Source organism: Alistipes sp. An31A, assembly GCF_002159425.1.
Taxonomy (GTDB): domain Bacteria; phylum Bacteroidota; class Bacteroidia; order Bacteroidales; family Rikenellaceae; genus Alistipes; species Alistipes excrementigallinarum.
Genome location: NZ_NFIO01000015.1, coordinates 1 through 12,944 on the forward strand (window position 1 = coordinate 1; position 12,944 = coordinate 12,944).

The following is a 12,944-nucleotide window of genomic DNA, read 5'->3' on the forward strand; positions in this document are numbered from 1 at the left end:
ATTGGAGGTATTCTTTTTATCTTTAGCTAAGATACAAATTTTATATTACATTGGCAATCAATTCATTATGAAGTTTTATTCTTTTTACGACAGTCCCTATGTATCCAACTGGTATCTGCAAATCAATATGTCTGCAAAACAACAAAACAGAGAGCCAGCAAAACACTACGTCAGTAAAACAACAAAACAGTGTGTCAACACAACAGCGAAACAGCAAAACAGGAAGACCCAGACTTCAGTCAGTCAGTACTGAATTCAGTCAGTATTTCAGTCAGTCAGTACTGACGTCAATCAGTCAGTCGGCCTTTTTGAATAAGACGCCTCCGGACCTTCCTTTTTTTGTCGATTTTGTTCCCGATGTCGGCTTCGGGAACGGGTGGTTCGCCTCTTCAGATTGGCCGGCGAACAAGCGGGAACGGGACGTGATATTCGACCCGTTTTTGAGTCCCCGGGACATTATATGTTTCGGGACTCAGCAAGCTGTGTTTTCCGTTACGCGAAATAGATTTCGTAACAGAAAACAGCTTGCCCGCAAGGGGGTGGAAAACTCCTCCGAAGTCGTCGTTTTTTACCGGAGCCACCGTGGCCCGACCCGAAATTTGGCCGGCGAAGGATTTTCGAGACCCCTTCGCCAGAAAACAGGGAAGATCCGGCCATTTTGGCGTGGAAAAGTGGCGGTTTATCGCCCGAATCAGACTTCAAAACAGCTCGTTTTCAACCGATTTTCGGCGGTTAAGGATGCAAAATTTTGGATAAAATTCACGGATTTGGACGTGCTTTAAGCCCTTAATTTATCCAATTGAGGGCCTTTAATCCGTCATTTTGCGTCATATAAAGCAGGGTATTTTGTCCTCTTTCAGCGTTCGATTTTGCGGAACTTCGGCCATGCAGAACCGGGTTTAGTCCCGTTTTTCTCGTGGAAAGTCCGTCTCAAACGACGGTTTATTGCGGGAAACAACGTACCGGTTTGCGTCCCAGTTCCAGCCCGCAGAGGACATCGAGCGAGTTGGGGCGGCCGTCCGAGCGGAGGGCATAGACACTCTCTTCGGCCATTGTGGCGATGGTGTAGTTGCGGGTTTGGGTCGTTTGCCAACCCGTTCGGCGAGCGTTGCGAACGGAAAAGATCAGGATGCGCTGCTCGGCCAAGGCCACTTCGACGGCGGGAGGGTAGCGGCGGTAGAGAGCTCGTCCCAAGGCCCAGATTACCGGGTGGCGGGCTTGCAGCAGGAGTTCAAAGACGGATTTTTCGAGTGGGGATTGGAAGCCGCTGATTACGACGCGGTCGGTTGCGCAGCACGCCTTGGCCCAGCGCAAGGCCTGCTCTTCGACGGCCGGCGAGACGACACGCGAGGCAAAGAAGGCGACCTTCCGGCGGTCGAGCAGGGCTGGATTGCCCGTGTAATCGTAATCGAAGGCCATAAAAAACGTGGGAGCCGTATACACTTATCCCATACTCAGGCCTTCGCTGCCCCTACAAAGAATAAGGATACGGACAACCCACGCGAGCATATATGCACAGATTGCACCGTAAGGGGCAACCAGATGTATATGCAACACATGGACGTCCTATTACACCCTCTTCTTTGTAGTTCAAAGTTGCGAAGTTTGAGTATGAAAGAAGATCGTAATTAAACGTCTGTCAATATGTAAGTCCCGCGGATCGGCACGGAACCATCTACAAAAATAGGAAATTAAATCGGAAAACCGCCAACGGTCGCCGATTTTTGCGATCCCAACTGACAGTGCAAAGTTTCGATAGAAAAAATTCTACAAGGAGAAGCGGGCTACAAAGCGGGCCTTAATCGACATAACATTCTAATTATGAAATGGATATATTAAAAAACGTTTCAAGATAGATAACTTTCTACATCAAATGGCTCCAATCTCCACTCGCGCCAAGCATACAACGGATGACGAGAATTCCCCTTTTTCGTAAGTCGTCCGATCTGCATTCATCGTCCCTTACTTCCCCGCAATATGCCATACAGATCCCGAAAGCAGTCTTTCAGATAAGGTCTTATGAGAATCCCATTACCAAAGGCAATCAACAAATCTGCTGCTGGACAACGGGACAACAATTTAGAGGCAACATCTAAACTCTGCAGATGCATTGCTTCATCCAAAATCAATGCCAGGTTCCTTTTATCCGTTGTTCTCTCTGAAGAAAGATTCTTCATCGCATATCCATCATAACCATTGTCATTGGTCAACCTCAAAACGCTCTGCATAGTCGGATCCGGATGGCTGCCATCTGCCATACTCGGATTGAGACCAATCACCAATAACATATGCTCCCCGGGTTGCTCCAACACAAACCGATGATTTCCTCTTTCAAAACAATCTGGGCAATAAACCACGGCCATCAATCTCTTTCGACCTCAATCTTCATGAAACCCAACGGCAAAATAGGCTCTTCCGGCTGATCATAAAAGACTCGGCGCGTCTTAATGAAAGGATATTCCCGATAGCGTCCCATTCGGTCTTTGCGAGCCAGAGCCAAAATATTGGCCCATTGATCCGGATCCTGCAACTCGGTTCGACGGCGGCTCCAAGCCCCGGTCATGAAATTCCAACCGCTTCCATAACCGACACGCAAGACGGCAGAACGGCCGTCTTTGCAGGCATCGCATTCCGAGATCAGCTCCTCGATCTGCGGAAGATAATCGTTAAGTTCATCTGCATTGTAATCTTGCCAAAAGTTCAGCTCCTCTACGAGCAGCGAACGAGTATGGGCCGTCAAACTGCGGAACAATGCCTCAATAGAAGTCAACGCATCCGGAATCGTCCTGACACAGGATGCTATATCATGGTAATAATCGCTTTGCCGATTGATCAGATCGATTTCGCATGTAGCAGGATCATCCGCATAAATACACTCGACAAACTGACGCACTTTCTCATCGACAAGCGAATCCCGGCTCGAACGAATATTCAGACTGAGACAATGCACGGCACAAGTTGGGATCTGCTCGAAGCAGGCATCTCCAACCCGCAGAAAACGTAATGCAGAACTCTTGGGATCGTATTTCTCGGGGTTGGCAAAGAAGCGATCAACTACTCGATTGTTCGAGGAGCGAGGATGGTCAAGCTGCAGTCTGGAATCCTCGGGATTGGAGGCCAAAACCGCTGTAACGATTGCTCCTTTGAGCGAGCTGCCCGGGATACAAGCTGCGCCATTGCTCCTCAACTGTTCACGCAGCTCCATCACCCGACCGGACCCTCCGTAAAGAGGCATGATCCGGCTACAGATTGTTCGCAACCGGACATCAGGCCTTACCTTACGGAGCATCGCATAAATATCTTCCTGATTCTCAATCGCACGACACCATGCATCAATTCCGTTGGCTCCGAGGATTCCGTAAATCTTGCGAGGATCAACCACTCCAAGTTCGTCACCATCAGTGACAAATTCCTGATTGCGAAGGAGTATACTTCCAGAACCGACATGACAGGGAGTCAGCGTACTCAACTTGCAGACTGTTCGTATCATCGGATTATTTTCCATGGCTTTCCGCATATTTGAAAGGCAGGCTGATGGCACGTCCATCCCGCCAAACAGGATGACAATTCACTCCTTCCGGACGCAAGTCGACAACACTACCTTCGGGATTCGGCCCGAGAAGAATTGCCCCCGGAGCAACCATCCAGACCTCATTTTTAACAAAATGGCGAAGCGCGGGGTCCGATGCACCGGCCATGTAACCCCCTCGCTTCAGAAGTTGATAACTGCTGCGAGGATCTAACCCCCGCTCCAACTCTTCAGCCGAAGGTATCCACATCGAGAGCAGTTGACTGGCATCCGAATCCGGCGTTTGAATCGTCATCTCCCGGAAGTCGACCCGAAATTGGCCGTTACCCGTAGTCTTTCCCGTTCCGATGCCGACATCGGACAATACGTTCCACGTCGCACGGAATACTGCCTCATCATCGGTTTGATATATAACGCCAAACTCCACTCCTTCGCCCGGAAAAACACGATCAAAAAAATAGGGATTGGCATCTCCATCCTGATGGCCGACACAGACCTTCTGTTCAAGGGAATTGCGCAACAGAAAAATCGCCCGCCCCTCGCCACAAGCGACAGCCGTACCACAACGACTGATCATTGCAGGTTCTATCTCGAGATTTCCATTACGGGCCAACTGCTCCCACAAAGGCTGTTCAATCCATTGCAGCCGCTTGAGCCGTTTGAGCATGGGATCGTTTCCACGCACCCGGATACAACTTTTGTCAGGAGGGAGCGGCAGGAACAAACGTCCGTACCAAATCGGCATGGCCGAACTAACCCGGAAACAGTCAAGAAATCCACGAATATCCGTTTCACCCATCTCGGCGCGCATGCTGCACAAGGCTCCGGCTATCGTATCCGAATGGAGGACCGCAGCACTGCGATCATACTCCTCTTCCCGTCCGAGGCCCAGATGGAAACCCGAATCGAACCGCAGACAGGCTATCTTCAAGTTCTCGGGCATGGCTAATAGCTTTCAACGGATTTCTCTTCAGTCCGGATGTTGCGAAAAGCAATATGGCCGTAACCTCGTGAGCCGTTGCCTCCCAGATAATCGTCTTCAAGCAGATGGATGGCCTTTTCGAGGTTTTTGCGCAACTCCTTTTCGTTGTCGTCGGAGAAGACATTGAGGATGGCCTCGAAGCGGAAACAAACACCTTTGGGAATCCGCTCATTCGTCCGGGGGTTAGCCTGGGCCGTGATCCGGTCGATAGCCACCTCGGTTTTGGCCTCGGTCAGAAAAAGGTCCGTATTGGCAAGACACTCGGGATCGGTCGTCATCAGGGCATCGCGCACAATTACCCGCGACGGCTGTGATTTGTCGCCCGTTGCAGCGGTTCCGAAAAGATGTCCGCATGCCTTTGAAGCATCGCTGCACGGCGCCGCCTTGCCGTTTTTTACCTCGTACTGCCCAAGCGCAATCTCCAACAGCGAACGCATTTTGCCCTTGAGCGAACTGCCCGGAATATAGGGTTTCTGATCAATCGGATTGCGAACCACGAACTTGTCGGGGCCGCCAATGGCCATGGCGATGTTGGTTCCACCGATATGCAGACCACTCAACAACTCGATTTCGGCCGAATATTTGATTTTTTTGACGAGTTTTTCCATTTTGGACAAGTTTTACGGTTATCAATCCCTGCCTCCGCAAGCCTTGTGAAAGGCGATTATCGCTTCGACCATGTTCACCAGATTCTTGAACGTACGGTCGTCACTCACATGAGGCGCCATGCATTCATATATTTCGCGGAAGAGATTCATCTCGATTCCCCGATCCTTGGCTCGGGCCGTCGCATAGGCAACCTTCGGCCGCAGCAGATAAAAATCGGTCCGACTTTGGGCAAAACCTTTCGATTCGATGCGTTTCAGCTCTCCGAAGATGTTGCGGACATACGACGAAGTCATCTTCCGCTGCTGCAGATACTCTGCCGCCCGGCGACAGAACTCGACGCCCTCCTCATCAATCCCCTGCGTAATCCACTCCTTGCGAAACCGGGCAAGGAGTTCCCGCCGTTCGGGATCCGCATTGTCCGTGCCAACGCCGCCCTTCGGGTAAGAGTCCCGGCGTTCGTTATTATAAAATCCGTTTGCCATATCTTATGCGTTGTTGGTTCTCGATTTAAGTTCAGCCAGACGCGCCGCCACCGACAGCAGCTGCAACGAATGGTAAGGCGAATCCATTGCCCGGCCGTCAAGGGTCGTTCCGGTCGTAATATCGGCAATACACTGGCGGATGAGCCGTGCGGCCGTCGGATTGTTCCGTGAGCGCCCGATCAGACGGCTCAAGTCATAATCGATCAGCCAGACCAGGCGCGGCGGCACGATCCGTTTCCCCTCGAAGCGTGCATTTCCGTAATAACGTAACAACCGCGAGAGGAATGATTTATCCAGCGCCTGCTGTTCGATCAACGCAGCCATCCCCTCTCCGATCCGTCTCACGGCATCATACTCGACCGCCCAGCGCATCGGTACGCCGAATAGCGAGAGTGCATTCTTGGTTTCGCCGCGATAGTCGAACGATTTGGCAAGGCTCTCCTCCTCGGCGCTCAACTCAGCGGCCCGAATGATCGGATACTTGGCCGTCACGAGCGACATGCCGCCCGACAGCCCGACTTCGGCATCCGGGAAAGCCGCTTCAAACCGGTCGTGAATCACTCGGGCCAACTGAAGGGTCCGGGTCCACTCTCCGGCAATGAACAGGTCGTCACCTCCGCTGTAAATGATGACTGTCGACCGGCTGAATCCATCGAGCCAAAGGGCGTTGAGATCCCGTTTGAAGAAAAGATCGAGCCGACGGCTCATGGCGGCATAGCGAAGCAGCGCATCCGTTCCCCGTCCCAGTTCGCGGAACATCCGCCCCAAATTGTCAACATCCATCCGCAGGATTCCGAGCCGCTTGAGGACGGAATCGGCTCCAATCAACTCCTCGAACGACTGGACGCGGGCACCGCATCCAGCCACAAATTCACAGCGCACAGGCATGGTAACCCGCGGCAGTTCATCCGAATTGAAGAGCACCAGCGACGTTCCCTCCGCCGTAAATCCGGCCACCTCACTCCGCCGAAGCAGATAGTAGCAAACACCCAGCCCGCCGGGTTCCACACCGTCCGTACGGCCCGACTGCGGCGTGCGGCACACCGTCATGCATTCCGCCTGCGGGAGCCGACCGCCGAGTTCCACATAACGGGCCGAGGACTCCTCGACGGGACGCTGCGGCGAGAAGAGCGCCCGACACTGCCCGACGGTAAATCCGCGCAACGGCGCGTATTTGTCACGGTTTTTCCGATTCTGCAACTCCGCCAGGAGTGACGACAGATCCTTTTGGATTGTCTGCCGCGTAGCCCGTACCGCATTCAGCAGCACCAACTGCTCGCCATGGCAGGCAAAAACCTGCTGTCGGATCTCGTTGGCCAACGCTTCGAATCGGGCTTCGGTCTCCGCCGAACAGGGGATAAACAGACAACACGTCCCTCCCGAATTGTAAAGCACCGCAGCCCGTGTCAATCCGAACTCGGACAACAAGCGCTCGACCACGGCGTCGAGCAACAGATTCAGGTAGAAGGAGCGTCCCCGCAGGTTTTTGAGTGCTCCGGCGGACCGGACGTTGTAGATGAAGCGCTGAATGCCGCTCAAACTGCCTTTAACCACGAGAAACTCGTCGCTGCCGGCCAGCAACATACGTCCCCGCAAGCGGTCATAAACCGTCTGCGAGGGGTTGATTACCGAGCGGAGCGGTGAAAGATGCTTCTCGGCCAGCGTCATCCACGTATCGACCGGCGGCCATGTATCGCGGCTACCGACTGCAACAACCGCCTCGATGAGGGCCTTTGCAACAAGTTTATCCGCAGCCGCAAGCCACCTGGCGGGCGCATCGCCTGCATTCACCGGAATTTTTGCATCGAGCAGATGCTCCTCTTGCAGCGTATGAAACAGATGTTCGGTCATTTGTTTTCTTTCGTATTGGTCGGCGGAATTTCCCGCCCTCTTCAACCTGTTGTTTCCTCCGATTACGTCCCGGTTCATCCTTGTTATAATGGATATGGCTTACGCCGCAATAATTAAGCAATTTACACCCGCGTCGTTGTAATCCTTGTTATAATGGATATGGCTTACGCCTTTAATGAATGTTGAATGAGTTTAATTATGTTGTAATCCTTGTTATAATGGATATGGCTTACGCCTGATTGCAAACACCATTTTCAACACACTGAGTTGTAATCCTTGTTATAATGGATATGGCTTACGCCGAAGAGTCACAGAATGACGAAACAAATATTGTTGTAATCCTTGTTATAATGGATATGGCTTACGCCGCGCGGTGGGTTCAGAGTGTTGGAAGAGCTGTTGTAATCCTTGTTATAATGGATATGGCTTACGCCGGACCGCCAAAACAAACGTCTTGCAAATTTGTTGTAATCCTTGTTATCATGGATAGAGCTTACGCCAGAACTTCTTCATGGACACAGAGCGTGACTGGTTGTAATCCTTGTTATCATGGATAGGGCTTACGCCACGTTTTGGATTATATCCGCGAAAATTAGTTGTAATCCTTGTTATAATGGATATGGCTTACGCCAAAATCTAAAATCATGAAAAGCGAAATTTTGTTGTAATCCTTGTTATAATGGATATGGCTTACGCCAAACCTTAAAAATTTACTATTATGATTGCAAGTTGTAATCCTTGTTATAATGGATATGGCTTACGCCACTAAAACGGTAAAAATGACGGCACAATTGTTGTAATCCTTGTTATAATGGATATGGCTTACGCCCTGTAAGGCGCAACAAATTGCACAACAATTGGTTTTTTCGATTTTCCGATGCAAAAAATACGTTTTTCGGAGGGAAACAACATGTCAAAGAACCTTTTTATCAAAGTTAGCCATTTTATCTGACAAAAAGGAGGATATCCCCGAAAAAAATTCGTATCTTCGGTAAAAATTAGAGATTATGGCCCGCGTCTTGATTTCATTTCTCGGAAAAGGTGCCCTCGCAAAAGATACAACTTCCAGACGATATCTGGAGACAAACTACCGCTTCGAAGGTTCCGACGAGGAGTTTCATTGCTCGTTTGTGGCGGCCGCCATCCACGACAAATTCCGGGTGGACAGGACGATCCTGCTGGGAACGGTCCATTCGATGTGGGATGAGGTCTACGCCTGCTTCGGAACCCGGAACGGCACATTCGACGAGGAGGTCTGGTGCGCAATCAGCGACGCCTGCAACAAGGCCGACCACACCAGCGAATTGCGTCTGCCCCACGTCGAACACATCGAGGCGGCGCTGGGCAACGGTTCGAAAGCCATTCCCATCCGTTACGGCCTCAACAGAGAGGAAATCCGCGAGAATTCGGACATCATCCTCGGGCTGGAGCAGTATCTCAACCGGGGCGATGAACTCATCATCGACATCACCCACTCGTTTCGATCGCTGCCCATGTATGTGATGAACCTGCTGATCTATCTGCGCGATGTCAGCAGCAAGAAGATTCGCATCGGCCACATCTGTTACGGCATGCTCGAGGTGAAGGGCGAACTGGGTTATTCGCCCGTGATCGAGATGAACGATCTGCTGGAGGTCAATGCCTGGATTACGGGGGCTTACAGTTTTCTCGAGTTCGGCAACGCCTACAAGATTGCCGAACTGGTCGGTGCCGTTGACGCCAGTCTGAAAAAACGGCTCATCGACTTCTCGGACGTCAAGAATCTCAACCATCTGACGGCGCTCGAAAACCAATGCCAGCAACTGCAGGCCGTACGCAGCAACGAACATCTGCCCCGCATTGCGCAAATGGTCATCACGCCGGTGATCGGCCGCTTCCTCGACCGGATGAACATCCGGCGGGACAATCCGCACGGACACTCCGACTTCCAGTACCACCTCGCCTGCTGGCAGAACGACAACCGCAACTATGCCGCAGCCTACATCTCGCTGAACGAAGCCATCGTAACCCGGGCCTGCGAACAGACCGGTATCGATCCGCTGGAGTATGACAACCGGGAAGGCATGAAGGAGGAGTTTCGACATCTGCGCCGAGGCGGTGGTTCCTGCCGTGATCTGAAGCCGTTGGCATACCTTTACAAGGATGTCTCGCTCAAACGCAACGCCATCGCCCACAACATGCGAGGAAGCGCCGACAATCCGCAGTCGATGATCCGGGATTTGGCCGGGTATCTGGGCAAATACAAGGATTTGACATGCTGATCAACTTTTCAAATCACCCGTTGGAACAATGGGGCCCCCGCCAACGGCAGGAGGCCGTGACCCGATGGGGAGCCATCGAGGACATGGCCTTTCCGGCCATCGATCCGACGTGGTCGCGCGAAGAGCTGCTCCCGCTCGTCGAAACCTGCTTCGAGCAATGTCGGGATCGAGCCGAACAATACGGCTGCGAGGTGGCCTTTCATATCATGGGTGAATCGGTCTTCTGCTTTCATCTGATCGGACGACTTATGAAGGCCGGATATACGGTGGTCGCCTCAACCACGGTCCGCGATGTGGCTTACCGAACCGACGGGCTCAAGCTCTCCCAATTTGAATTCATCCGTTTCCGCGAATACTGACATGGCTACACTCCGTTTGATGACCGTCCGGTTCGATCTGCCTCTGCGGCGATACGAGGTTCCGTTCTTCCGGGGTGCCGTAATCCGGGCCGCGGGCCGCGAGCATGCGATGTTTCACAACCACCTCGGCAATGGATTTGTCTACCGGTATCCACTCATCCAGTACCGCACCTTCGGAGGAAGAGCCGCTATGATCTGCATCAACGACGGAATCGAGCAGATCCAGGCGCTGTTCAACGGCGGATTTCTGACCGATGACGTGGTATTGAACGGCACAAACCGGGGCCGGATCGGCGTTGAGGATATTCGGGTTCACGAATATGTACTGACCGAACTGGATGCCCCCGTGACATACCACCTCAACCACTGGCTGCCGCTCAACCAGCAGAATTACCACGAATGGAGAGCGCTGGAGTCGGACGAAGCCCGGCTATCCAAACTCGAAGCTATCCTCACGGGCAATATCCTCGCCTTTGCCAAGGGAGCAGGATGGCAGATTCAACACCGTTTCCAGGTTGCCATTGTTCCGCAAACCATCATCACCTCTCCCAGTCTGTACAAGGAGCAGCCGCTTATCGCATTCTCACTCGATTTCACCGTTGGGCTCTTTCTCCCTTCGGGGATCGGTTTGGGCAAAGGCACCGCCCTGAACCATGGAGTTCTGTCGCATCCATTCCGGATATAGGAATTCCGAGACCATCCGGTCGCCCCAATCGGCTGTTTTGCATCGTACTCATTCATTTGTTCGCTAACTCATACTATGAACCTATCTCAACAACAAAGTCAGGCGCTGGAGCTCATCCGCAATTTCGTTACAGATAAGAACCTGACCATCTTCATTTTGAAAGGTTATGCTGGAACCGGTAAGACGACCTTGATAAAGAGTCTGATTCCGGAAATTTCCAGTCTTGGGAAAAAGGTTCGGCTGCTGGCTCCTACCGGTCGTGCCGCCAAGGTATTAAGCCAAAAGGCAGCCTATCCGGCCAGCACAATCCATCGCGCAATATATGCTCTCGACAAGATGCAGGTCGTCCGCCATAACGAACAAGGGGAACTCATCCCGACTCTGCATCTCGAAAAGAATCCCGACATGCGCAGCAAAGGCTCAGACGATCTGCAGTTCTGGTTCTCACTCCGTCGACACGACACGGGTCACGATCCGGCAGCAAACATCCATATCATCGATGAGTCTTCCATGGTAGGCTCGCGTCCGGTACATGACGAAACGCTTCACTTCGGGACGGATATTCTTCTCGACGATCTGCTGACCTTCGTGCAGCCACATCTGGGCGGGAAAATCATATTTGTCGGTGATCCGGCCCAATTGCCACCCGTAGGAGACAACCGTTCGGCAGCGTTGGACGAGGCATTTTTCCGGTCAAGAGGGCTGGCTGTCTCGTCATTCGAGTTGACCGAGGTCTTCAGACAGAAGGGCAACAGCATCATTCTTCAGAACGCCATGCTGATCCGAAATCTGCTACAGACCGAACAGCGCAATCAGTTTTGCTTTGAACGCAAAACCGGCGAAGTGGAGGATATGACTCCGGAACAGGTCATCAACTCGTGTTGTGAACACACGCACCAACCGGAGATTGGAGACTCCGTCGTGCTTTGCTACACGAACGCACAGGTCAAAGAGTACAACGACGCCATTAGATGCCGCTATTTCCCGGGAATCAACCGAGTAGTTGCCGGCGACATTCTGCAGGTCGTACGCAATCACTATAATCTGGGTATTGAATTCTACAACGGCGATTTCGTGAAGGTTCTCTCCGTTTCGGACCAGGTCGAGACACTCTCCGCCCCTGTATGGACCGATGCCTCCGGCACCCGACAAAGACTGATTGTTTCTCTGGATTTCCGGAACGCCGAACTGCTGTTGGAAAACGGCCAGCAGACACAATGCAAAATTATAGATACACTTCTGCAGTCACGGGAACCGACCCTCTCTCCGCTTCAGAATGTGGCCCTGTATATCAATTTCAGAATGCGTCATCCCGAGTTGAAACCGAATGACGAAGCATTCAGTGAAACCTTGATGCAGGATCCATATTTCAATGCAATCCGGGTCAAATATGGATATGCCATCACCGGACACAAATCTCAAGGTGGGGAATGGGATACGGTATATGTTGATTACAGTGGACGTACCGGGCTGCATGACGACTCGTTAAGATGGGTCTACACAACGACAACTCGTGCCAGAAAACGGCTTTATGGCGTAAACATGCCCAACATTACCCCCATATCAGCTATCCGACTAAACGTACCGAACAGAATCGCCAAACCGGCTAAAGAAGCCTTTGCTTTCGCTAATATCGAAAAGGTGGATATGCTGCCGGATACAGCCGCCGTTTTCCAAAAACAAAAATACATGTGTATCAAAGAGCAACTGGATACAGAGGGGTTTCAGATCTCCTCCGTTCAAATGCTTCAGTACGATGACCGATACACGATTGAAGTCCCGTCCGGGACCGCCATTGTCGACTGCTTCTACAACGGATCCGGATTGTATACCCGGTATGCGTTTCTGACTCAACTACCTGAAAACGATCGAATCCGAAAGATACTCGAAAACGAAGAAGGTTTGCAATTCAAGATAACCTACACGCCGTCGAGCGAAGCTCTACGACATCTTTTTGCTAAAATGGTATCCGCATGCGATGATCTGAATATCCGGATAACAAACATTGTCGAACATTCTCCGCAATATTATGTGGGATACTACCTGAAAACATCCGGCCGATTCTCACAGATATTATTCTATTTCAATAACAATCAAACCATTACTCACGCTCTTCCGTCCAGTGACATGGGAATGGAAGATGAAAAACTGCAAAATCTGATGCAAGTGTTTCAAAAATAAAGGAG

Annotated in this window: 12 protein-coding genes and 1 CRISPR repeat array; of the genes, 5 read left to right on the forward strand and 7 right to left on the reverse strand. The window is 51.6% G+C overall.

The annotated features are described in order from the left end of the window. A partial coding sequence (locus B5F90_RS11075; RefSeq protein ID WP_204229549.1) for a hypothetical protein occupies positions 1-253 on the forward strand: 253 nt, incomplete at its 5' end. A 689-nt stretch (positions 254-942) separates the two neighbouring features. Here the strand turns inward: B5F90_RS11075 and B5F90_RS09885 are convergent. The 7 genes from B5F90_RS09885 to B5F90_RS09915 all read right to left on the reverse strand — a co-directional run bounded on the left by B5F90_RS09885 (position 943) and on the right by B5F90_RS09915 (position 7,453). Beyond that, a complete protein-coding gene (locus tag B5F90_RS09885) occupies positions 943-1,419 on the reverse strand; it encodes a hypothetical protein (RefSeq protein WP_087362640.1) in 477 nt (158 codons plus the stop codon). 533 nt (positions 1,420-1,952) lie between these two features. Then, positions 1,953-2,363: a DUF1643 domain-containing protein gene (locus B5F90_RS09890; protein WP_087362641.1), complete on the reverse strand. Its 411-nt coding sequence runs from the start codon at positions 2,361-2,363 to the stop codon at positions 1,953-1,955. Then, entirely contained in the window at positions 2,363-3,505 is a 1,143-nt protein-coding gene (locus B5F90_RS09895; protein ID WP_162607780.1) for an RAMP superfamily CRISPR-associated protein, read from the reverse strand. The genes B5F90_RS09890 and B5F90_RS09895 overlap by 1 nt, the downstream gene beginning before the upstream one ends. Next, positions 3,495-4,472, reverse strand: coding sequence for a type III-A CRISPR-associated RAMP protein Csm4 (csm4, locus tag B5F90_RS09900; protein ID WP_087362643.1), 978 nt, complete (start codon positions 4,470-4,472; stop codon positions 3,495-3,497). Before csm4 ends, B5F90_RS09895 begins: the two co-directional genes overlap by 11 nt. 2 nt (positions 4,473-4,474) lie before the next feature. Next, entirely contained in the window at positions 4,475-5,119 is a 645-nt protein-coding gene (gene csm3 / locus B5F90_RS09905; RefSeq protein WP_087362644.1) for a type III-A CRISPR-associated RAMP protein Csm3, read from the reverse strand. Positions 5,120-5,140: 21 nt separating this feature from the next. Next, positions 5,141-5,602: a type III-A CRISPR-associated protein Csm2 gene (gene csm2 / locus B5F90_RS09910; RefSeq protein ID WP_087362645.1), complete on the reverse strand. Its 462-nt coding sequence runs from the start codon at positions 5,600-5,602 to the stop codon at positions 5,141-5,143. Positions 5,603-5,605: 3 nt separating this feature from the next. Further along, entirely contained in the window at positions 5,606-7,453 is a 1,848-nt protein-coding gene (locus tag B5F90_RS09915; protein ID WP_087362646.1) for a hypothetical protein, read from the reverse strand. A 70-nt stretch (positions 7,454-7,523) separates the two neighbouring features. Continuing rightward, positions 7,524-8,283: a CRISPR direct-repeat array (repeat unit 36 nt; unit sequence GTTGTAATCCTTGTTATAATGGATATGGCTTACGCC). Between the two features lie 177 nt (positions 8,284-8,460). On the opposite strand from B5F90_RS09915, the gene csx2 reads away from it, so the two are divergent. The 4 genes from csx2 (at position 8,461) to B5F90_RS09935 (ending at position 12,939) form a co-directional block, all read left to right on the forward strand. Continuing rightward, the gene (gene csx2 / locus B5F90_RS09920; RefSeq protein WP_087362647.1) at positions 8,461-9,714 is read left to right on the forward strand and encodes a TIGR02221 family CRISPR-associated protein; all 1,254 of its coding nucleotides are present in this window, start codon (positions 8,461-8,463) and stop codon (positions 9,712-9,714) included. Continuing rightward, complete coding sequence (locus B5F90_RS09925; protein WP_087362648.1) at positions 9,708-10,073, forward strand: hypothetical protein; 366 nt, start codon at positions 9,708-9,710, stop codon at positions 10,071-10,073. The genes csx2 and B5F90_RS09925 overlap by 7 nt, the downstream gene beginning before the upstream one ends. A 1-nt stretch (position 10,074) precedes the next feature. Next, a complete protein-coding gene (locus tag B5F90_RS09930) occupies positions 10,075-10,758 on the forward strand; it encodes a CRISPR-associated endonuclease Cas6 (RefSeq protein ID WP_087362649.1) in 684 nt (227 codons plus the stop codon). A gap of 75 nt (positions 10,759-10,833) precedes the next feature. After that, the gene (locus B5F90_RS09935; RefSeq protein WP_087362650.1) at positions 10,834-12,939 is read left to right on the forward strand and encodes an AAA family ATPase; all 2,106 of its coding nucleotides are present in this window, start codon (positions 10,834-10,836) and stop codon (positions 12,937-12,939) included. The last annotated feature ends 5 nt before the right edge of the window (positions 12,940-12,944 follow it).